The sequence below is a fragment of the Azotobacter bryophylli genome (assembly GCF_042643485.1).
GTDB lineage: Bacteria > Pseudomonadota > Gammaproteobacteria > Pseudomonadales > Pseudomonadaceae > Azotobacter > Azotobacter bryophylli.
In genome coordinates this window covers 49,602-71,162 of record NZ_JBHRSJ010000030.1, presented here as the reverse complement: position 1 = coordinate 71,162, position 21,561 = coordinate 49,602, and the positions used below count along the sequence as shown (strand labels likewise).

Sequence of the window (21,561 nt, the reverse complement as noted above, 5' to 3'; positions counted from 1 at the left end):
GTGGCGTGTCAGTGAATCAACATGCCGGTGAACACATAGGCCTGGGCCAGGGTGATCAGGCCGACCATGGCGGCGAAGATCAGGCTGTGCTTGAGCGTGAAGCGGAACAGGTCCGACTCCTTGCCGACCAGGCCGGTGGCGGCGCAGGCCACGGCGATGGACTGCGGGGAGATCATCTTGCCGGTCACCCCGCCGCTGGTGTTGGCTGCGACCAGCAGGGTCTGGTCGACGCCGATCTGTTGGGCGGTGGTGGACTGCAGCGAGCTGAACAGGGCGTTGGACGAGGTGTCCGAGCCGGTCAGGAAGACACCCAGCCAGCCGAGGAACGGCGAGAAGAACGGGAAGGCCGCGCCAGTGCCGGCCAGCACCAGGGCGAGGGTGGAGGACATGCCCGAGTAGTTGGTGACGAAGGCGAAGGCCAGCACCATGCCGATGGAGAGGATCGGCAGCTTCAGCTCGAGGACGGTGTCCCGCAAGGTGGTCAGACCAGTTTTCAGGTCCACCTTGAGGATCAGCATCGAGATCAGCGCGGAGAAGAAGATCGCGGTGCCGGTGGCGGACACCGGGTCCAGCTTGAAGACCGCGGCGATCGGCGTCGGCTGGGCGACGATCGGGGCGACCTTGATCACCAGCTTGTCCAGGTGGGGAATGGCGAACTGGAAGACCCAGGCTTCCAGCGGGCCGCCGGTGGCGAACAGGGCCTTGAGCGGCTTCAGGGTCCAGATCGTGACCATGGCGGTGAGGATCAGGAACGGCGACCAGGCCTTGAGGATCTGCCCCAGACTGTAGGGCGACGGGTTGCCGCTGCGCGGGCCGCCGAACCCGCCGAGTACCGCACCGCCGCCGGAGATGCCGACCACTGCCGCCGCTTCGGCCCGCTTGGGCTGCCAGAGGTGGAGGAACAGGGTCAGGGATACCAGGCTGACCAGCGCCGAGGTGATGTCCGGCAGTTCCGGGCCGATGAAGTTGGACGTGAAGTACTGGGTCAGGGAGAAGCTGCCCCCGGCCACCAGAGCCGCCGGCCAGGTCTCCTTGATGCCACGCCAGCCGTCCATCATCGCCACCAGCCAGAACGGCACGATGATCGACAGCAGCGGCAGCTGGCGGCCAGCCATGGCACCGATATTGAAAGCGTCGATGCCGGTGACCTGGCCGGCGACGATGATCGGGATGCCCAGGGCGCCGAAGGCCACCGGTGCGGTGTTGGCGATCAGGCAGAGGCCGGCGGCGTACAGCGGGTTGAAGCCGAGGCCGACGAGCAGGGCGGCGGTGATCGCCACCGGTGCGCCGAAGCCGGCGGCGCCTTCGAGGAAGGCGCCGAAGGAGAAGCCGATCAGCAATACCTGCAGGCGCTGGTCGTCGGTGATCGACAGGACCGAGCTGCGGATCACCTCGAACTGGCCGCTCTTCACGGTCAGCTTGTAGAGGAACACGGCGGCGACGATGATCCAGGCGATCGGCCAGAGGCCGTAGAGGAAGCCGTAGCCGGCGGCGGCCAGGGCCATGTCCGTGGGCATGTTGAAGGCGAAGATCGCCACCAGCACGGATAGCAGCAGGGTGATGCTGCCGGCGACGTGGCCCTTCATGCGAAATACCGCCAGGGCGAGGAAGAAGAAGACGATCGGGATGGCTGCGGGCAGGGCCGACAAGACGAGACTGCCGAGCGGATTGTAGAGCTGTTGCCAGGCTTGCATATGGGGGTTCCCTGATTGTTGTTAGATGGGCGCACGTCGAGCGGCCAGACTGGAGTGCGGTCCTTTTGGGAATCCAGTCCGGCGGACTTGATATTGGTCTTACCAATTTACAAAATTGTTCGGTCAGAGTAAGAGTCCGTCGCCGGCCCTGTCAATTCTCGTCTCTACGACCAATGGCGAGTTCCTTCTCCTGGGACTTTTCGACCGGGCTGCCGGCGTCGGCTGGATGCGGCATCGGCTCGGTGAGCATTCCGGGCGCTCTAAGGGGCTTCGGTCGGATCTTCGTCCACCGGCGTCTCCTGAAGGGGGAGGGACGCGATAGACTTGGCGGCTGAGCAGTCGAGCCCCGGATGGCCGGGAAAAAGCAGAGGTTATCGAGTTATGGAAATTGACCAGGTGCGCCAGCGCCGCTTGTCGGATCACATCGTCGCGCGGATTGAAACCCTGATCCTCGAAGGTACGCTGAAGGCCGGCGAGCGGCTGCCCGCCGAGCGGGTCCTGGCCGAGCAGTTCGGCGTCTCGCGGCCGTCGCTGCGCGAGGCCATCCAGAAGCTGGTGGCCAGGGGGCTGCTGGTGAGTCGGCAGGGTGGCGGAACCTACGTGGCCGATTCGCTCGGCTCGACCTTCAGCGATCCGTTGCTGCAGCTGCTGGAGAGCAATCCCGAGGCGCAGCGCGATCTGCTGGAGCTGCGGCATACGCTGGAGGGGTCATGCGCCTACTATGCGGCCCTGCGTGCCACCAAGGTGGATCACGAGCGTCTGCATCTGGCGTTCGAGGCGCTGCAGGACTGCTATCAGCGCCACGACGAGGTCAGTCGCGCCGAGGAAGGGGCGGCGGATGCGAGCTTCCATCTGGCGATCGCCGAGGCCAGCCACAATGCGGTACTGCTGCACACCATCAAGGGGCTGTTCGATCTGCTCAAGCGCAACGTGGTGACCAATATCGGCGGCATGTACGCCCAGCGCAGCGAGACCCGCAAGCAGCTGATGGGGCAGCATCGGGAACTCTACGAGGCGATCATCGAAGGGCGCGCGGAGGAGGCGCGGGAGATCGCCAATCGGCACATTCATTACGTGCAGGAAGTGCTGGCCGAGGCGCAACAGCAAGCGCGGCGCCTGGCCCGCTCGCAGCGACGCCAGGAACATGCGGACGGCAAGCTCTGATGGAGGGCTCGGGCAGGCGGCCAGCGCGATGCGCTGGCGCTTATTCGCCCTTGCCCTTGGTGCGCATGGCGCGCTGGATCTCCCGGTCGGAGTCGCGCTCCTTCTCGGTATGGCGCTTGTCGAACTCTTTCTTGCCCTTGGCCAGGGCGATCTCGCACTTGATCAGGTGCTTCTTCCAGTACAGGGATAGCGCAACGCAGGTGTAGCCTTTCTGCTGCACCGCGCCGATCAGCCTGTCGAGCTCGCGCTTGTGCAGCAGCAGCTTGCGCGTGCGGGTCGGGTCGGCGATCACGTGGGTACTGGCGGTGGTCAGCGGGGTGATGTGGCTGCCCATCAGCCAGGCCTCGCCGTCCTTCAGGAGGACATAGCTGTCGACCAGTTGCGCCTTGCCCGCACGCAGGCTCTTCACCTCCCAGCCAGCCAGGGCCAGACCGGCCTCGAACTTCTGCTCGATGAAGTAGTCATGCAGCGCTTTCTTGTTGAGGGCGATGCTGCCCTGCGGTTGTTTCTTTTGCTTAGCCATAGGGCGCGCATTATATGCAGTTGGAATCGAGCTGGCGACACCAGGCTTGAGGGGGCGCGGCTAATCTCGGACAATGCCCGATCTTTGCTGCATGCCTATGGATGCAGACATGGCGAACGAGAAGGTCGTCGCCGGCATGGCTTCCCGGATACGTCCGCTGCCCATGCGAGCCTTCTGCACTGCTTCCGTCGAGCGCGCTCGGCGGTCCGGTCGCGTTTGCCTGCGAATTGACGAAGTAACCGAGAGTTCATTGAATGGCGACTCGCATCCACCGCTCGGCCTTGCTGCCCTATCCGGCGCGGGCCCTCTATGATCTGGTCAACGACGTGGCCCGTTATCCGGACTTTCTTCCCTGGTGCAGCTCCACCGAGGTGCTGGAAGTCAACGAGACGCAGATGCGCGCGAGGCTGGAGGTGGCCAAGGGCGGACTGAGCCAGCGCTTTCTCACCCGCAATTCGCTGAGGCTGGGCGAAAGCATCGAGATGCATCTGGAGGAGGGCCCCTTCACCCATCTGCACGGGATCTGGACCTTCAAGGCTCTCGGCGAGAAGGCCTGCAAGATCAGCCTCGATCTGACCTTCGACTACGCGGGCTCGCTGGTCAAGGCGACCCTGGGACCATTGTTCAATCAGGCGGCCAATACCCTGGTGGACGCATTCTGCGAGCGTGCCAAGCAGATCTATGGATAAGCAGAGCATCGTCGTCGAGGTGGTGTATGCGTTGCCTGACCGGCAGTGGCTCATCAGCCTGACGGTGCCGCGGGGCGCCACCGTTCGTGAGGCTGCGCTGCGCTGCGGTCTGGACCGACATTTCCCCGGTCTGGATCTGGCGAACAGTCCGCTGGGCATCTTCGGCAAGGCGGTGCCCAGACCGGAAGAGCGTGAGCTAGAGACGGGAGATCGGGTGGAGATCTACCGGCCTCTGATCGCAGATCCCAAGGAGGTTCGCAAGCGGCGCGCCGAGAAGGCAGCGAGGTTCCGGGTGGGTGAGGAAGCGGGTGGCTGAGTCGTTCGCACCTGTGAAAGAATGAAAGAAGCCCGGAGGCCCGGGCTTCTTCCTGGCACTGGCTCAGGGGCGAGGGTCGAGGGGTTCGGGAACTGGAACGGGTACGGGCTTGGCTTCGTCCACGCTACGCTGGATTCGTTCCTGCAACGAGCCGGGCTTGGCTCCTTGCTGCTGTTCGAGGGTGGTCTCGGTGCCCTTGCCAAGGATCTCTTCGTCGCGGCTGGCTCCGGGCATGAAGTCGCCGGATAGACCGACCAGTCGGTCGTTGGCATCGAACGTCAGGGTCACGCGTTCCTGCTGACGCTGGCCGCCGCCCGGCTGGATGCTGTATAGGTAGTCCCAGCGGTCGGCATGGAAGGTATCGGTAACCAGCGGATTGCCCATGATAAACCGCACTTGGCTACGGGTCATTCCGGGGCGCAACTGGTCTATCATGTCTTGCGTTACGACATTGCCCTGCTGGATGTCGATTTTGTACACGCCAGGAATAATTGATGAGCAGCCGTTTAGTGCGAGCAGGCCTGCGAAGGTGAGGCTGCTCAGCATGAGCTTGGTGTTTTGCATTGCTGGGCGATTTCCACTATCTGGCTGGGCAACGAATCCGGGATGATACCCGCATTGGAGGAGGCTGCGAAGCTGCAGCGATTAAGTCAACTATGGTTGAAAACAACGAACTGCGTAAAGTCGGCCTGAAAGTAACCTTGCCGCGCGTCAAGATCCTGCAGATGCTCGACTCCGCCGGTCAGCGCCACATGAGTGCGGAAGATGTCTACAAGGCGTTGATGGATGCGGGTGAAGATGTGGGGCTGGCTACGGTGTATCGGGTGCTGACCCAGTTCGAGGCGGCGGGCCTGGTGGTGCGGCACAATTTCGACGGAGGCCATGCGGTATTCGAGCTGGCTGACAGCGGTCATCACGACCATATGGTCTGCGTGGATACCGGCGAGGTGATCGAATTCTTCGACCCCGAGATCGAGAAGCTGCAGCGGGAAATCGTCCGTAAGCACGGTTTCGATCTGGTCGATCACAACCTGGTACTCTACGTGCGCAAGACCTCCTGACCGGGCTTTCCGGTATGCGGGATGAAAAGCGGAGGCGACCCTGGGGTCGCCTTTTTCTCGGCCGGGATTCAGGCCGCCCGGGCCGTGCCGATCATCTGTCGGGCGTGGGCCAGGGATTCCTCGGTCAGGTCCACGCCGCCCAGCATGCGGGCGATCTCTTCCACTCGCTGTCCGCCATCCAGCAGGCTGACCGCGGTGCGTGTCTCGGCGCTGCCGCGTGCCTTGTGCACGAACAGGTGGTTGTGCCCCTGGGCCGCGACTTGGGGCAGGTGGGTGACGGTCAGGACCTGACCGCGTTGGCCGAGCTGGCGTAGTAGCTGGCCGACCACCTCGGCGGTCGGGCCGCCGATGCCGACGTCCACTTCGTCGAATACCAGGGTCGGTATGTGCGAGGTCTGGGCGGTGATGACCTGGATCGCCAGGCTGATGCGTGACAGCTCGCCACCCGAGGCTACCTTGGCCAGGGACTTCAGGGGCTGGCCGGGGTTGGCGCTGACTAGGAACTCGACCTGTTCGAGTCCCTGGGGGTGGAGTTCGTCCGATCCGTGCGGTCGCAGCTCGATGCTGAAGCGCCCGCCGGGCATGCCCAGGCGCTGCATTTCCTGCTCCACCGCCTGTCCTAGGTGCCGGGCCGAATCCTGGCGGAGTCGGCTGAGTTCCTGGGCCCTTTCCCCGTAATGGCGGGCATAGGCGGCCAGCTCCTCCTGCAGGCGCTCTATGGCCTCGTCATCCGCATTCAGCTCTTCCAGCTCGGTCAGCAGCCGTTGCTGCAGAGCGGGCAGCTCGCCCGGCTGGGTCCGATGCTTGCGCGCCAGCGTATAGATGGTGTCGAGGCGCTCCTCGATGCGCTGCTGGCGCTCCGGGTCGGCATCGAAATGGTCGATGAAGCGGTTCAGTTCGCCGACTGCCTCCTCTATCTGGATCTGTGCGCTGGCGAGCAGGTTGATCGCCTCGCCGAGAGCTGCTGGCTGGCTGTGCTGGCTGGTCAGTCGCTGCAGGCCGGTGGTCAGGACGGATAGCACGTTGCCTCCTTCGCTCTCGCTGCACTGATCGATCACCTGGCGACAGCTGCCGAGCAGGCTACCGGCGTTGGCCAGGGTCTTGTGTTCCTGTTCCAGTTGCTCCAGTTCGTTGTCGCCTAGGGCCAGATTCTCCAACTCCTCCAACTGGTAGCTGAGCAGTTGTTGGCGGGCGCGCTGCTCGTCGCTGGCGTTGGTCAGTCGCTCCAGCGTTTGCTGGGTCTGACGCCAGCGCTGGGCGGCGAGCTGCACCTGGCGGGCCAGCTCGCTGGCGCCGGCGTATTCGTCTAGCAATCGGCGGTGGGTGTCGGCTTTCAGCAGCGACTGGTGCTCGTGCTGGCTGTGGATGTCGATCAGTCGTTCGCCGAGGGACTTGAGATCGCCCAGCGGGCAGGGGGAGCCGTTGATATAGGCCCGCGAGCGTCCTTCCGCGGTGATCACCCGGCGCAGGATGCAGGGGCCGTCGCTTTCCAAATCGCGTTCGGCGAGCCAGTTGCGTGCCTCGGGGATCCGTTCCAGATCGAAGCTGGCGAGAATGTCGGCTTTGTCTGCGCCCGGACGCACCACGCCGCTGTCGGCGCGATCGCCCAGCGCCAGGCCCAGGGCGTCCAGCATGATCGACTTGCCGGCTCCGGTTTCGCCGGTGATCACCGTCATTCCCGCATCCAGTTCCAGATCCAGATGTTCGACGATGGCGTAGTTGTGTATGGACAGGTGCACCAGCATGGCGAGGCTCCCGAAAAAAAGCGTTGGCTGTGCATTTATACAGTAGCTGATTTTGCACTGGCAATCCGTCCAGGTGCGAAAGTCCATCGTGGTTGGCTTTTTTCCCTTGAAGCGCGGATTTGCATCCCCATATAGGCCGGCAGAAGCCCCGGGCCTTGTCTCGTGGCCACTTTTTGAAAGGAGAGATGCATGGCTGACGAACAGAACTTGGATACCCAGTCGACTGAGGCGAATCCTGCTGCCACCGAAGCTGCTGGCGAAAATCTGGCCGCCCGTGTGCAGACGCTGGAGGAGCAGTTGGCGGCTGCCCAGGATCAGGCCCTGCGCGCCGCGGCAGAACTGCAGAACGTGCGTCGACGTGCCGAGCAGGACGTGGAGAAGGCGCACAAGTTCGCTCTGGAGAAGTTCGCCCTGGATCTTCTCGGTGTGATGGACAGTCTGGAGCGAGGCCTGGAGCTGAGCGATCCGAACGACGAGTCGATCAAGCCGATGCGCGAAGGCATGGAGCTAACCCTGAAAATGCTCCACGACGTGTTCAAGCGCTACCACCTCGAGCAGCTCGATCCCCATGGCGCGCCCTTCAATCCCGAGCATCACCAGGCGATGGCGATGGAGGAGAGCGACACCGCCGAGCCGAACAGCGTGCTGAAGGTGTTCCAGAAGGGCTACCTGCTCAGCGGTCGCCTGTTGCGTCCGGCGATGGTCGTGGTCAGCAAGGCTCCGTCGAAAGACAAGCCTTGAAATCCGGTGGCTGGCTCCCCATCTAGTGTGTCAAGCGTTTATCTGGCTTCGTGCCGGTTCTAGACGGCGCGGATCAACAGGCCCCGGAAGCGACGGCGGCCTGCCAAATCAAAGTTTCGGAGAGTGAATATGGGCAAAATCATCGGTATCGACCTGGGCACGACCAACTCCTGCGTGGCCATCCTGGAAAACGGTAGCGTCAAGGTGATCGAGAATGCCGAAGGCGCGCGCACTACCCCGTCGATCATCGCCTACACCAACGACGGCGAGACCCTGGTCGGTCAGAGCGCCAAGCGCCAGGCGGTGACCAATCCGCACAACACCCTGTTCGCGGTGAAGCGCCTGATCGGCCGCCGCTTCGACGAGGGCGTGGTGCAGAAGGACATCCAGCTGGTGCCCTACAAGATCGTCAAGGCCGATAACGGCGACGCCTGGGTCGAGGTCAAGAATCAGAAGATGGCTCCGCCGCAGATCAGCGCCGAAGTGCTGAAGAAGATGAAGAAGACCGCCGAGGACTATCTCGGCGAGCCGGTCACCGAAGCGGTGATCACCGTGCCGGCTTACTTCAACGACAGCCAGCGCCAGGCCACCAAGGATGCCGGCCGCATCGCCGGTCTCGAGGTCAAGCGCATCATCAACGAGCCGACCGCGGCCGCGCTGGCTTACGGCATGGACAAGGCCAAGGGCGACCACACCATCATCGTCTACGACCTGGGCGGCGGTACCTTCGACGTGTCGGTGATCGAGATCGCCGAGGTCGACGGCGAGCACCAGTTCGAAGTGCTGGCCACCAACGGTGACACCTTCCTCGGCGGCGAAGACTTCGACCTGCGCCTGATCGACTACCTCGCCGACGAGTTCAAGAAGGAAAGCGGCATCGACCTGAAAGGCGACCCGCTGGCCATGCAGCGTCTGAAGGAAGCCGCCGAGAAGGCCAAGATTGAGCTGTCCTCTAGCCAGCAGACCGACGTGAACCTGCCGTACATCACTGCCGATCAGACCGGTCCGAAGCACCTGAACGTGAAGATCTCCCGCGCCAAGCTGGAGGCTCTGGTCGAGGATCTGGTCGAGCGTACCATCGAGCCCTGCCGTGTCGCCCTGAAGGACGCCGGCATCGATCCTTCGAAGATCGACGAGGTGATCCTGGTCGGCGGCCAGACCCGTATGCCGCTGGTGCAGAAGAAGGTCGCCGAGTTCTTCGGCAAGGAACCGCGCAAGGACGTCAACCCGGACGAAGCCGTGGCCATGGGCGCCGCCATCCAGGGTGCCGTGCTGGCCGGTGACGTGAAGGACGTGCTGCTGCTCGACGTGTCCCCGCTGACCCTGGGTATCGAGACCCTGGGCGGTGTGATGACTCCGCTGATCGAGAAGAACACCACCATCCCGACCAAGAAGTCGCAGGTGTTCTCCACCGCCGACGACAACCAGAATGCCGTGACCATCCACGTGCTGCAGGGCGAGCGCAAGCAGGCCGCGCAGAACAAGTCGCTGGGCAAGTTCGACCTGGCCGACATCCCGCCGGCGCCGCGCGGCGTGCCGCAGATCGAAGTGACCTTCGACATCGATGCCAACGGTATCCTGCACGTGTCGGCGAAGGACAAGGCCACCGGCAAGCAGCAGTCCATCGTGATCAAGGCCAACTCCGGCCTGTCCGAGGAAGAAATCCAGAAGATGGTTCGCGATGCCGAGGCCAATGCCGAGGAGGACCGCAAGTTCGAAGAGCTGGTCTCCGCTCGCAACCAGGGCGACCAGCTGGTCCACGCTACCCGCAAGATGGTCACCGATGCCGGAGACAAGGTCAGCGCCGACGAGAAGGCCTCCATCGAGAAGGCCATCGCCGAGCTGGAAGCTGCCGTCAAAGGTGACGACAAGACTGCCATCGAAGCCAAGATGAACGCCCTGTCTCAGGTCACCACGCCGCTGGCGCAGAAGATGTACGCCGAGCAGGCGGAGGCCGGCGAAGCTGCGCAGGGTGGTGAGAAGGCCAAGGCGGACGACGTGGTCGATGCCGAGTTCGAAGAAGTGAAAGACGGTAAGGACAACAAGTAAGCGTCACGCTTGCTTCTGCCTCGTTCCGCCGCAGCCGGTGACGCTGCGGCGGGCCTGAACCGCCACGCGGGAGCTTGCTCCCGCGTCGGCGTGTCTGGGGCAGACGAATCCGGAGTGCATACGATTTATGTCAAAGCGTGATTATTACGAGGTGCTCGGGGTCCAGCGTGGAGCCAGCGAGGCGGATCTGAAGAAGGCCTACCGCCGCCTGGCCATGAAGTACCACCCGGATCGTAATCCCGACGACAAGTCGGCCGAGGAAAAATTCAAGGAAGTCAACGAGGCTTACGAGATCCTCTCCGACTCCAGCAAGCGTGCCGCCTATGATCAGTACGGACACGCCGGCGTCGATGCGCAGATGGGGGGCGCTGGGTTCGGCGGGGGGGCGAGCTTCTCCGACATCTTCGGCGATGTGTTCAGCGATTTCTTCGGTGGCGGTCGCGGCGGCGCCCGTGGCGGTCCGCAGCGCGGAAGCGACCTGCGCTATACCTTGGAGCTGAACCTGGAAGAGGCAGTGCGTGGCACTTCGGTGACTATTCGCGTGCCGACCCTGGTGCACTGCAAGACCTGCGACGGCAGCGGGGCGAAGAAGGGGACGGCGCCGGTCACCTGCACCACCTGCGGCGGCATAGGTCAGGTGCGCATGCAACAGGGCTTCTTCTCGGTGCAGCAGACCTGCCCGCGCTGCCATGGTGCTGGCAAGATGATCTCCGACCCCTGTCCGAGCTGCCATGGCCAGGGGCGCGTGGAAGAGCACAAGACCCTGTCGGTGAAGGTTCCGGCCGGAGTCGACAGCGGCGATCGCATCCGCCTGGCCGGCGAGGGCGAGGCCGGTACCCTGGGTGGCCCGCCCGGCGATCTGTACGTGGTGGTCAGCGTGCGCGAGCACCCGATCTTCCAGCGCGACGGCAAACATCTGTACTGCGAGGTGCCGATCAGCTTCGCCGATGCGGCGCTTGGCGGCGAGCTGGAAGTGCCTACACTGGATGGGCGGGTCAAGCTGAAGATCCCGGAAGGTACCCAGACCGGCAAGCTGTTCCGTCTGCGCGGCAAGGGCGTGGCCCCGGTGCGCGGCGGGGCTGCTGGTGATCTGATGTGTCGTGTGGTCGTCGAAACACCGGTGAGTCTGAATCGGCGCCAGCGCGAGCTGCTTGAGGAGTTCCGCGGTACGCTTCAAGGCAATAGCGTCCATTCGCCCAAGGCCAGCGGCTGGTTCGAGGGCGTAAAGCGTTTTTTCGGCGATTTGTAGGTTGAGCGACCCAGGTCGCCGCTGCGGGGTTCGCGCCTCCCGGGCGGCCTTGGGTGTTGGAGTTTACGTATGCGACGTATTGCAGTGATGGGCGCCGCCGGGCGCATGGGCAGGACCCTGATCGAGGCTGTGCAGCAGGCGCCGGGCGCCGGCTTGACGGCGGCCATCGACCGGCCGGACAGCACCCTGGTGGGTGCCGATGCCGGCGAGTTGGCCGGATTGGGGCGGGTCGGCGTGGTCGTTTCCGATCATCTGGAGAAAGTGATCGATGAGTTCGACGTGCTGATCGATTTCACCCATCCGAGCGTGACCCTGAACAATCTGGAGGTCTGTCGCAAGGCTGGCAAGGCGATGGTGATCGGTACCACCGGCTTCACGGTCGAGGAAAGGCAGCGGCTGGCCGAGGTCGCGCGGGAAATCCCGATCGTCTTCGCCGCCAACTTCAGCGTCGGGGTCAATCTTTGCCTCAAGCTGCTCGACACGGCGGCCCGGGTGCTGGGCGACGAGGTGGACATCGAGGTCATCGAGGCGCATCACCGTCACAAGGTAGACGCGCCTTCCGGTACCGCCCTGCGCATGGGGGAAGTGGTCGCCAATGCGCTGGGGCGTGACCTGCAGAAGGTGGCGGTTTACGGCCGCGAAGGTCAGACCGGCGCCCGGGCGCGCGAGACTATCGGCTTCGCTACCGTCCGTGCTGGCGATATCGTGGGGGACCACACCGTGCTGTTCGCGGCGGAAGGCGAGCGGGTCGAGATCACCCACAAGGCCTCCAGTCGCATGACCTTCGCCAAGGGGGCGGTGCGTGCGGCGCTCTGGCTGGAGGGCAGGACGGCTGCCCTGTACGACATGCAGGATGTGCTCGCGCTGCGATAATAGCCGAGCGGTAGGCTCGGTCGGTGGACCGAAAAAGCCTTTTACTGTACACTGCAACTTTAGTGTGTCCACTAAAAGCACGCAGACAATCGGAAAAAGAGCGGGATGATGTGTTCACACGTCATTCCGCTTTTTTACAACCTGCGAATGCTTTGCCAGGCTTGATTTACGGGAGGTCTTCTTGACTAAGCCAGCCATACTCGCCCTTGCTGATGGCAGCATCTTTCGCGGCGAAGCCATTGGAGCCGATGGCCATACCATCGGCGAGGTGGTGTTCAACACCGCCATGACCGGCTATCAGGAGATTCTCACCGATCCTTCCTATGCCCAGCAGATCGTCACTCTGACCTATCCGCACATCGGCAATACCGGAACCACCCCGGAAGATGCCGAGGCCAGTCAGGTCTGGGCCGCCGGTCTGATCATCCGCGATCTGCCCCTGCTGGCCAGTAACTGGCGCAACAAGCAGTCGCTGCCGGATTACCTGAAGGAGAACGGTACCGTTGCCATCGCCGGCATCGACACCCGGCGCCTCACCCGCATTCTCCGTGAAAAGGGCTCGCAGAACGGCTGCATCCTCGCCGGCGACGACGCGACCGAGGAGAAGGCGCTGGAGCTGGCGCGCAGCTTCCCCGGCCTGAAAGGCATGGACCTGGCCAAGGTGGTCAGCTGCAAGCAGCCCTACGAATGGCGCTCCAGCGTGTGGAGCCTCGACACCGACAGCCATCCGGAAATCCCTACTGGCGAGCTGCCTTACCACGTGGTCGCCTACGACTACGGCGTCAAGCTGAACATCCTGCGCATGCTGGTGGCGCGCGGCTGCCGCCTCACCGTGGTGCCGGCGCAGACTCCGGCCAGCGAAGTGCTGGCGCTGAATCCCGATGGCGTGTTCCTGTCCAACGGTCCCGGCGACCCCGAGCCCTGCGACTACGCCATCAAGGCGATCCGGGATATCCTCGAAACCGACATTCCGGTATTCGGCATCTGCCTCGGCCACCAGTTGCTGGCCCTAGCCTCCGGCGCGAAGACCGTGAAGATGGGGCATGGCCATCACGGCGCCAACCATCCGGTGCAGGATCTCGATACCAGCGTGGTGATGATCACCAGCCAGAACCACGGCTTCGCCGTGGACGAGGGCACGCTGCCGGCCAATTTGCGACCGACCCACAAGTCCCTGTTCGACGGCACCCTGCAGGGCATCGAGCGCACCGACAAGTCTGCCTTCAGCTTCCAGGGTCACCCCGAGGCGAGCCCCGGGCCGCACGACGTCGCCCCGCTGTTCGATCGCTTCATCGAAGCCATGGCCAAACGCCGCTAAGCCTGCCGACCTGACCTACGGATTCGAGTGAGTAAACATGCCAAAACGTACAGACATTAAAAGTATCCTGATCCTCGGCGCCGGTCCCATCGTCATCGGTCAGGCCTGCGAGTTCGACTACTCCGGCGCCCAGGCTTGCAAGGCGCTGAAGGAAGAAGGCTTCCGCGTCATTCTGGTGAACTCCAACCCGGCCACCATCATGACCGATCCGGCCATGGCCGACGCCACCTATATCGAGCCGATCAAGTGGCAAACCGTGGCCAAGATCATCGAGAAGGAGCGTCCCGACGCACTGCTGCCGACCATGGGCGGCCAGACCGCGCTGAACTGCGCCCTGGATCTGGAAAAGCACGGCGTGCTGGAGCAGTTCGGGGTCGAGATGATCGGTGCCAATGCCGACACCATCGACAAGGCCGAGGACCGCTCGCGTTTCGACAAGGCCATGCGTGACATCGGTCTGGAGTGCCCGCGCTCCGGCATCGCCCACAACATGGATGAAGCCTACGGCGTGCTGGACAAGGTCGGCTTCCCGTGCATCATCCGTCCGTCGTTCACCATGGGGGGGACCGGCGGCGGCATTGCCTACAACCGCGAAGAGTTCGAGGAGATCTGCACCCGAGGTCTCGACCTGTCGCCGACCAGCGAACTGCTGATCGACGAGTCGCTGATCGGCTGGAAGGAATACGAGATGGAGGTGGTCCGCGACAAGAAGGACAACTGCATCATCGTCTGTTCCATCGAGAACTTCGATCCGATGGGCGTGCACACCGGCGACTCCATCACCGTGGCCCCGGCGCAGACTCTGACCGATAAGGAATACCAGATCATGCGCAACGCATCGCTTGCGGTGCTGCGCGAGATCGGCGTGGAGACCGGCGGCTCCAACGTGCAGTTCGGCATCAACCCGGACAATGGCCGCATGGTCGTGATCGAGATGAACCCGCGCGTGTCGCGTTCCTCGGCGCTGGCCTCCAAGGCCACCGGCTTCCCGATCGCCAAGATCGCCGCCAAGCTGGCGGTGGGCTATACCCTCGACGAGCTGTCCAACGACATCACCGGCGGGCGCACCCCGGCGTCCTTCGAGCCGGCCATCGATTACGTGGTCACCAAGGTGCCGCGTTTCGCCTTCGAGAAGTTCCCCAAGGCTGACGCCCGTTTGACCACCCAGATGAAGTCCGTCGGCGAGGTGATGGCCATCGGTCGTACCTTCCAGGAGTCCGTGCAGAAGGCGCTGCGCGGACTGGAAGTCGGCGTCGCCGGCTTCGATCCCAAGCTGGACCTGGGCAAGCCGGAAGCCGAAAGCATCCTCAAACGCGAGCTGACCGTGCCGGGCGCCGAGCGCATCTGGTACGTGGCCGATGCCTTCCGCGCCGGCAAGAGCATCGAGGACGTGTTCGCCCTGACCAAGATCGATCCCTGGTTCCTGGTGCAGATCGAGGATCTGGTCAAGGAAGAGGAGCGGGTCAAGACCCTCGGCCTGTCCAGCATCGATCGGGATCTGATGTGGAAGCTCAAGCGCAAGGGCTTCTCCGATGCGCGTCTGGCCAAGCTGCTCGGCATCACCGAGAAGAACCTGCGCAGCCACCGGCAGAAGCTCAAGGTCGTACCGGTGTACAAGCGCGTCGACACTTGCGCCGCCGAGTTCGCCACAGACACCGCCTACATGTACTCCACCTATGAGGAGGAGTGCGAGGCCAATCCGTCGAGCCGCGACAAGATCATGGTTATCGGCGGCGGTCCCAACCGCATCGGTCAGGGTATCGAGTTCGACTACTGCTGCGTGCATGCCGCCTTGGCCATGCGTGAAGACGGTTACGAGACCATCATGGTCAACTGCAACCCGGAAACCGTCTCCACCGACTACGACACCTCCGACCGCCTGTACTTCGAGCCGGTGACCTTGGAGGACGTGCTGGAGATCGTCCGGGTCGAGCAGCCCAAGGGCGTGATCGTGCAGTATGGCGGCCAAACGCCGCTGAAGATCTGTCGTGCTCTGGAAGAGGCCGGTGTACCCATCATCGGCACCAGCCCGGATGCAATCGACCGTGCCGAGGACCGCGAGCGCTTCCAGCACATGGTCGAGCGCCTCAATCTGCGCCAGCCGCCGAACGCCACTGCCCGCAGCGAGGACGAGGCTATCGCCGCCTCCAAGGTGATCGGCTACCCGCTGGTGGTTCGTCCGTCCTACGTGCTGGGCGGTCGTGCCATGGAAATCGTCTACGAAGAGGAAGAGCTCAAGCGCTACATGCGCGAGGCCGTGCAGGTGTCCAACGACAGCCCTGTGCTGTTGGATCACTTCCTGAATTGCGCCATCGAGGTCGATATCGATGCAGTGTGCGATGGTGAAGACGTGGTCATTGGCGCGATCATGCAGCACATCGAACAGGCCGGCGTGCACTCCGGCGACTCCGCCTGCTCGCTGCCGCCCTATTCGCTGCCGGCGCGTATCCAGGACGACATTCGCGAGCAGGTCAAGAAGATGGCCCTGGAACTCGGCGTGGTCGGCCTGATGAACGTGCAGATGGCCGTGCAGGGCGAAGACATCTACGTACTCGAAGTGAACCCGCGCGCTTCGCGGACCGTTCCTTTCGTCTCCAAGTGCATCGGCGTATCGCTGGCCAAGGTGGCGGCGCGCGTCATGGCCGGCAAGACGCTCAAGGAAATCGGCTTCACTCGCGAGATCATCCCGACCTATTACAGCGTCAAGGAAGCGGTGTTCCCCTTCGCCAAGTTCCCGGGCGTCGACCCGATCCTCGGCCCGGAAATGAAGTCCACCGGCGAGGTGATGGGCGTCGGCGACAGCTTCGCCGAAGCCTTCGCCAAGGCTCAGGTCGGGGCGAGCGAGGTATTGCCGAGCGGCGGCTGCGCCTTCATCAGCGTCCGTGAGGATGACAAGCCGTTCGTCGCCGACGTGGCGCGTAACCTGATCGCTCTGGGCTTCGAAGTGGTCGCCACTGCCGGTACCGCCAAGGTGATCGAGGCTGCCGGGCTGCCGGTTCGTCGGGTGAACAAGGTGACCGAGGGCCGTCCGCATGTGGTCGACATGATCAAGAACGACGAGGTCAATCTCATCATCAACACCACCGAGGGGCGTCAGTCGATTGCAGACTCCTTCTCGATCCGTCGCAACGCCCTGCAGCACAAGATCTGCATCACTACCACCATCGCCGGTGGTCAGGCGATCTGTGAGGCGCTGAAGTTCGGTCCCGAGAAGACCGTGCGCCGTCTGCAGGATCTCCATGCAGGAATCAACGCATGACTAAATTTCCGATGACTGTCCAGGGCGCTCGCGCCCTGGAGGAAGAGCTCAAGCATCTGAAGACCGAACTGCGCCCGCAGATCACCCAGGCCATCGCCGAAGCTCGTGAGCTGGGGGATCTCAAGGAGAACGCCGAGTATCATGCGGCCCGCGAGCAGCAGGGCATGGTCGAGGCGCGAATCCGTGACATCGAAGGCCGTCTGCAGAATGCGCAGATCATCGACGTTACGACGATTCCGCATTCCGGCAAGGTGATCTTCGGCACCACCGTGGATATCGCCAATGTGGAAACCGACGAGACGGTGACCTACCAGATCGTCGGCGACGACGAGGCGGACATCAAGCAGGGCAAGCTCTCGGTGAGTTCGCCCATCGCCCGCGCTCTGATCGGCAAGGAGGAGGGCGATGTGGTGGTGGTGAAGACGCCGAGCGGCACGGTCGAGTACGAGATTGTCGAAGTCCGCCATATATAAGCGGCAGATATCGAGGGCGGGGGCGATCAGTTGGCAGCTGGCTCAGACTTTCTGGGTCGGCGGCCTCTGGCTGTTGCGCTTCGTCATGCTCCCTGCATTAGAGAAAATCGGTCTGGCGCCCTTGCTGGTCGAGGATGTCGCTGATGGCCTGTCGCCATTGATGGTGGGCTTTGCACTGTTCTGCGCAGGGCTGCAGGCGCTGGTACTGGCTCAGGCCGAGGGGCTCGGCAGCCTCTGGCGCGATCTGCGCGGGCAATTGCTGCTGACGGTGCTGACGATGGGATTTTTGTTTCTCGTCGTCCGTGCTTGGCTGCCCGATGCCCAGCGCTGGCTGACGTTCAATTATCTGGTGCTGGCTTTCTGCGGCGTGCTGCTGGTTCTGCAGCCGGGACCGGACGAAAGCCGCAGGCCTTGAGGCCGCGGCCTGGTCGGTTCCCGATTCAGCCTTGGAATCGGCTGATATTGGACAGGTTCTTGTTCGGCTTCGGGTTCTTGCGATAGATCAGCGCCATCTTGCCGATCACCTGAGCCAGCTCGCAACGGGCGATTTCGCAAAGCTCGGCGATCACGGCCTGGCGGTCCTCGCGTTCGGCGAGATTGATCTTCACCTTGATCAGCTCATGGTCGTTGAGGGCACGATCCAGCTCGGCCAGGACGCCTTCGGTCAAACCATTCTCGGCCACGATCAATACAGGTTTCAGGTGGTGGCCGATAGATTTGAATTGTTTCTTCTGCTCTTGAGTGAGCGCCATAATCTGACCTCTGCGTCTGATCCTGTTAAAAAGCGGCGGCTAGTGTACCCGAGCGACCCGGGGCCGCCCAGCCAAACACGAGGTGCCTGTGGCCCGATCAAAGACTAGTCATCGTTGGCTCAAGGAGCACTTCGATGATCCCTATGTGAAGATGGCGCAGAAGGACGGCTATCGTTCGCGCGCCAGCTACAAATTGCTCGAGATCCAAGAAAAGGATCATATCCTGCGTCCCGGGATGACCGTGGTCGATCTCGGGGCGGCACCGGGCGGCTGGTCGCAGGTGACCAGCCGAGTGATTGGCGACCGGGGGCGGTTGATCGCTTCCGATATACTGGAAATGGACAGCATCCCGGACGTCGCCTTCATTCAAGGAGATTTTACCGACGATCAGGTTTTCCAGCGGATACTCGCGGCTATCGGCGACAATCCGGTCGACCTTGTGATTTCCGACATGGCCCCCAATATGAGTGGGGTGAGAGCTGCCGATCAGCCGCGGGCAATGTATCTCTGCGAGCTGGCACTGGATCTGGCGGCTCGTGTGCTAAGGCCCGGTGGCGATTTTTTGATCAAGGTCTTTCAGGGTGAAGGTTTCGATCAATACCTGAAGCAGGTTCGAGAAAGCTTCGATAAGGTGCAGATGCGTAAGCCGACATCCTCCCGAGACCGCTCCCGCGAGCAGTATTTGCTCGCACGTGGCTTCCTTGGAGCCTAAGCTCGACAAGTCGGCCCGTTTGGCTAGGTTTCATAAAGGGTTACAGACGGTGCCTGCCCGGGGCAGGGGTTGTGTAGTAAGTTAGGCAGGTAAACATACCAGCCGTCATGCGGGGCGTGCTCGAGGCTGAGACTGCTCCAGAGGGTAGCTAATTGAACGATATGGCAAAGAACCTGATCCTGTGGTTGATCATCGCCGCCGTACTGGTAACGGTGATGAACAACTTCTCCAGCCCGAACGAGCCGCAGACGCTGAACTACTCGGACTTCATTCAACAAGTCAAGGACGGCAAGGTTGAGCGGGTAACGGTGGACGGCTTCGTCATCACCGGCCAGCGCACCGACGGGGATTCCTTCAAGACCATCCGTCCTGCCATTCAGGATGGCGGTCTGATCGGCGATCTGATCGACAACAACGTGCAGATCGAGGGCAAGCAGCCCGAGCAGCAGAGCATCTGGACGCAGTTGCTGGTCGCCAGTTTCCCGATACTGGTGATCATTGCGGTGTTCATGTTCTTCATGCGCCAGATGCAGGGCGGCGCCGGCGGCAAAGGCGGGCCGATGAGTTTCGGCAAGAGCAAGGCGCGTCTTCTGTCCGAGGACCAGGTCAAGACCACCTTTGCCGATGTCGCGGGCTGCGACGAGGCCAAGGAAGAAGTGCGCGAGCTGGTCGAGTTCCTGCGCGATCCAGGCAAATTCCAGCGCCTGGGCGGCCGCATCCCGCGTGGCGTGCTGATGGTCGGCCCACCCGGCACCGGTAAGACTTTGCTGGCCAAGGCCATCGCCGGCGAAGCCAAGGTGCCGTTCTTCACTATTTCCGGCTCCGACTTCGTCGAAATGTTCGTCGGCGTCGGTGCCAGCCGCGTCCGCGACATGTTTGATCAGGCCAAGAAGCACGCACCCTGCATCATCTTCATTGACGAAATCGATGCGGTGGGTCGTCACCGGGGCGCCGGTCTTGGTGGTGGGCACGACGAGCGGGAGCAGACCCTTAACCAGTTGCTGGTGGAGATGGATGGTTTCGAGATGAACGATGGCATCATCGTCATTGCCGCGACCAACCGTCCTGATGTACTCGATCCAGCGTTGTTGCGCCCGGGCCGGTTCGATCGCCAGGTGGTCGTCGGGCTTCCGGATATCCGTGGTCGCGAGCAGATCCTCAAGGTGCACATGCGCAAGGTTCCGGTCTCCGATGATGTCAATCCGGCGGTGATTGCTCGTGGAACTCCGGGATTCTCCGGTGCCGATCTGGCTAATCTGGTCAACGAGGCATCGTTGTTCGCCGCGCGCGCCAACAAGCGCATCGTCGAAATGCGTGAGTTCGAATTGGCCAAGGACAAGATCATGATGGGCGCCGAGCGCAAGACCATGGTCATGTCCGAGAAGGAGAAGCTCAATACGGCCTATCACGAGGCCGGCCATGCGATCGTCGGTCGGCTGGTTCCTGAGCACGATCCGGTCTACAAGGTGTCCATCATCCCTCGTGGTCGGGCATTGGGCGTGACCATGTTCCTGCCGGAGGAGGACCGCTACAGCCTATCCAAGCGCGCCCTGACCAGTCAGATCTGCTCGCTGTTCGGCGGACGCATCGCCGAGGAAATGACGCTAGGGTTCGAAGGCGTTACTACCGGCGCCTCGAACGACATCATGCGTGCCACCCAAATCGCGCGAAACATGGTGACCAAGTGGGGGCTGTCGGAGAAGTTGGGGCCATTGATGTATGCCGAGGAAGAGGGGGAGGTGTTTCTCGGACGCAGTGCCGCTACTCAGCATGCCAACGTGTCGGCCGAGACTGCACGATTGATCGATCAGGAGGTGCGCAGCATTATCGACGGCTGCTATGGCACGGCCAAGCAGCTTCTTTCGGACAATCGCGACAAGTTGGACAAAATGGCCGAGGCCCTGATGAAGTACGAAACCATCGATGCTGATCAGATCGATGACATCATGGCGGGGCGCTCTGTTCGTGAGCCCAAGGATTGGCAAGGTGGCTCCGGTACATCAGGTACGTCTGCTCCCAAAGAGGGGGCAGGACGTCCTGAGACTCCGATTGGTGGACCTGCCGGCGAACACTAAGGTTTTCTGATGACTCTCATGTCTTCGACCCGGTTGCCTTGTGGCAACCGGGTTCTTGATTTGTCTCATCCGAAAGTGATGGGAATTCTCAACGTTACGCCTGATTCGTTTTCTGATGGCGGTCGTTTCAGTCTGCGCGACGCAGCGCTGCGCCATGCCGAGAGCATGGTGAATGCCGGAGCAGCGATAATCGATATCGGTGGCGAATCGACGCGTCCGGGGGCTCCAACTGTCTCTGCCCACGAAGAGCTCGAGCGGGTGGCGCCAATCGTCGAGGCTGTCGGCGCAGAGCTCGATATCATCGTCTCCGTTGACACCTCTACTCCAGAGGTAATGCGTGAGGTGGCCAGGCTTGGAGCGGGCTTGATCAATGATGTGCGGTCATTGCAACGAGAGGGGGCGCTCGAGGCCGCGGCGGAAAGCGGACTACCAGTTTGCCTGATGCACATGCGCGGCGAGCCTGGAACCATGCAGATTGATCCGCGCTATCAAGACCTCATGGGCGAGGTCAAGGAGTTCCTCGGAGAGCGCATGCGTGCCTGTGCTGCAGCTGGAATTTCTTCTGAAAAGATTATTCTTGATCCTGGATTCGGTTTCGCCAAGACGCTGAAGCACAATCTCAGCCTGTTTCGCCATATGGAGGGGCTGCATAGCTTTGGGCGTCCATTGCTGGTCGGTGTCTCACGAAAGAGCATGATCGGTCAGGCCTTGGGACGCGAAGTTGGTGAACGTCTTTATGGCAGCCTGGCTCTCGCAGCCTTGGCTGTAGTGAAAGGGGCGCACATTGTGCGGGTCCATGATGTGGCGGAAACGGTCGATGTAGTGCGCATGATTGATGCGGTACAGACGGCTGAATAGCAGGAGGGAA

20 protein-coding genes are annotated in these 21,561 nt (G+C 62.5%); 15 read left to right on the top strand and 5 right to left on the bottom strand.

From position 1 onward, the window contains the following. Positions 1-8: 8 nt before the first annotated feature. Positions 9-1,694 carry a lactate permease LctP family transporter gene (locus tag ACFOJE_RS14565; RefSeq protein ID WP_377815164.1) on the bottom strand — a complete coding sequence of 562 codons (1,686 nt, stop codon included), beginning with the start codon at positions 1,692-1,694 and terminating at the stop codon, positions 9-11. A 381-nt stretch (positions 1,695-2,075) separates the two neighbouring features. On the opposite strand from ACFOJE_RS14565, the gene ACFOJE_RS14560 reads away from it, so the two are divergent. Further along, positions 2,076-2,858, top strand: coding sequence for a GntR family transcriptional regulator (locus ACFOJE_RS14560; RefSeq protein ID WP_377815162.1), 783 nt, complete (start codon positions 2,076-2,078; stop codon positions 2,856-2,858). A 40-nt stretch (positions 2,859-2,898) separates the two neighbouring features. Here the strand turns inward: ACFOJE_RS14560 and smpB are convergent, their stop codons facing one another. Continuing rightward, positions 2,899-3,381: an SsrA-binding protein SmpB gene (gene smpB, locus ACFOJE_RS14555; protein ID WP_377815161.1), complete on the bottom strand. Its 483-nt coding sequence runs from the start codon at positions 3,379-3,381 to the stop codon at positions 2,899-2,901. A gap of 254 nt (positions 3,382-3,635) precedes the next feature. Here smpB and ACFOJE_RS14550 point away from each other — a divergent pair, with 254 nt between their 5' ends. Both ACFOJE_RS14550 and ACFOJE_RS14545 read left to right on the top strand, forming a co-directional pair. After that, positions 3,636-4,070, top strand: coding sequence for a type II toxin-antitoxin system RatA family toxin (locus ACFOJE_RS14550; RefSeq protein ID WP_377815160.1), 435 nt, complete (start codon positions 3,636-3,638; stop codon positions 4,068-4,070). After that, on the top strand, positions 4,063-4,386 hold the full coding sequence (locus ACFOJE_RS14545; protein WP_377815159.1) for an RnfH family protein: 324 nt from the start codon (positions 4,063-4,065) through the stop codon (positions 4,384-4,386). The genes ACFOJE_RS14550 and ACFOJE_RS14545 overlap by 8 nt, the downstream gene beginning before the upstream one ends. A gap of 63 nt (positions 4,387-4,449) precedes the next feature. On the opposite strand, the gene ACFOJE_RS14540 is transcribed toward ACFOJE_RS14545, so the two are convergent. Next, positions 4,450-4,950 (bottom strand): outer membrane protein assembly factor BamE, encoded by a 501-nt coding sequence (locus ACFOJE_RS14540; RefSeq protein ID WP_377815158.1) that lies wholly within the window; start codon positions 4,948-4,950, stop codon positions 4,450-4,452. A gap of 92 nt (positions 4,951-5,042) precedes the next feature. Here ACFOJE_RS14540 and fur point away from each other — a divergent pair, with 92 nt between their 5' ends. Beyond that, complete coding sequence (fur, locus tag ACFOJE_RS14535; protein ID WP_377815229.1) at positions 5,043-5,447, top strand: ferric iron uptake transcriptional regulator; 405 nt, start codon at positions 5,043-5,045, stop codon at positions 5,445-5,447. Positions 5,448-5,515: 68 nt separating this feature from the next. Here fur and recN read toward each other — a convergent pair whose 3' ends face one another. Next, on the bottom strand, positions 5,516-7,192 hold the full coding sequence (gene recN, locus ACFOJE_RS14530) for a DNA repair protein RecN (protein WP_377815157.1): 1,677 nt from the start codon (positions 7,190-7,192) through the stop codon (positions 5,516-5,518). A 189-nt stretch (positions 7,193-7,381) separates the two neighbouring features. Between recN and grpE the strand changes: the two genes are divergently transcribed. The 8 genes from grpE to ACFOJE_RS14490 all read left to right on the top strand — a co-directional run bounded on the left by grpE (position 7,382) and on the right by ACFOJE_RS14490 (position 17,569). After that, positions 7,382-7,933, top strand: coding sequence for a nucleotide exchange factor GrpE (gene grpE, locus ACFOJE_RS14525; RefSeq protein WP_377815156.1), 552 nt, complete (start codon positions 7,382-7,384; stop codon positions 7,931-7,933). A 129-nt stretch (positions 7,934-8,062) separates the two neighbouring features. Continuing rightward, a complete protein-coding gene (gene dnaK / locus ACFOJE_RS14520; protein WP_377815155.1) occupies positions 8,063-9,982 on the top strand; it encodes a molecular chaperone DnaK in 1,920 nt (639 codons plus the stop codon). Between the two features lie 127 nt (positions 9,983-10,109). Beyond that, the gene (gene dnaJ, locus ACFOJE_RS14515) at positions 10,110-11,231 is read left to right on the top strand and encodes a molecular chaperone DnaJ (RefSeq protein ID WP_377815154.1); all 1,122 of its coding nucleotides are present in this window, start codon (positions 10,110-10,112) and stop codon (positions 11,229-11,231) included. 69 nt (positions 11,232-11,300) lie between these two features. After that, positions 11,301-12,104 (top strand): 4-hydroxy-tetrahydrodipicolinate reductase, encoded by an 804-nt coding sequence (dapB, locus tag ACFOJE_RS14510; protein WP_377815153.1) that lies wholly within the window; start codon positions 11,301-11,303, stop codon positions 12,102-12,104. Between the two features lie 181 nt (positions 12,105-12,285). Next, entirely contained in the window at positions 12,286-13,422 is a 1,137-nt protein-coding gene (carA, locus tag ACFOJE_RS14505) for a glutamine-hydrolyzing carbamoyl-phosphate synthase small subunit (RefSeq protein WP_377815151.1), read from the top strand. Positions 13,423-13,459: 37 nt separating this feature from the next. Next, positions 13,460-16,681 carry a carbamoyl-phosphate synthase large subunit gene (gene carB / locus ACFOJE_RS14500; protein WP_377815150.1) on the top strand — a complete coding sequence of 1,074 codons (3,222 nt, stop codon included), beginning with the start codon at positions 13,460-13,462 and terminating at the stop codon, positions 16,679-16,681. Continuing rightward, complete coding sequence (gene greA / locus ACFOJE_RS14495; protein ID WP_377815149.1) at positions 16,678-17,154, top strand: transcription elongation factor GreA; 477 nt, start codon at positions 16,678-16,680, stop codon at positions 17,152-17,154. Before carB ends, greA begins: the two co-directional genes overlap by 4 nt. Next, positions 17,132-17,569, top strand: a complete 438-nt coding sequence (locus ACFOJE_RS14490; RefSeq protein WP_377815147.1) for a DUF4149 domain-containing protein — start codon at positions 17,132-17,134, stop codon at positions 17,567-17,569. Before greA ends, ACFOJE_RS14490 begins: the two co-directional genes overlap by 23 nt. A gap of 25 nt (positions 17,570-17,594) precedes the next feature. On the opposite strand, the gene yhbY is transcribed toward ACFOJE_RS14490, so the two are convergent. Next, the gene (yhbY, locus tag ACFOJE_RS14485; RefSeq protein ID WP_377815145.1) at positions 17,595-17,906 is read right to left on the bottom strand and encodes a ribosome assembly RNA-binding protein YhbY; all 312 of its coding nucleotides are present in this window, start codon (positions 17,904-17,906) and stop codon (positions 17,595-17,597) included. Positions 17,907-17,994: 88 nt separating this feature from the next. Here yhbY and rlmE point away from each other — a divergent pair, with 88 nt between their 5' ends. From rlmE to folP, 3 genes are all read left to right on the top strand, one after another. After that, positions 17,995-18,618 (top strand): 23S rRNA (uridine(2552)-2'-O)-methyltransferase RlmE, encoded by a 624-nt coding sequence (gene rlmE, locus ACFOJE_RS14480; RefSeq protein ID WP_377815143.1) that lies wholly within the window; start codon positions 17,995-17,997, stop codon positions 18,616-18,618. Between the two features lie 161 nt (positions 18,619-18,779). Beyond that, the gene (gene ftsH / locus ACFOJE_RS14475; RefSeq protein WP_377815141.1) at positions 18,780-20,693 is read left to right on the top strand and encodes an ATP-dependent zinc metalloprotease FtsH; all 1,914 of its coding nucleotides are present in this window, start codon (positions 18,780-18,782) and stop codon (positions 20,691-20,693) included. A gap of 9 nt (positions 20,694-20,702) precedes the next feature. Then, entirely contained in the window at positions 20,703-21,551 is an 849-nt protein-coding gene (folP, locus tag ACFOJE_RS14470) for a dihydropteroate synthase (RefSeq protein ID WP_377815139.1), read from the top strand. Positions 21,552-21,561: the final 10 nt, after the last annotated feature.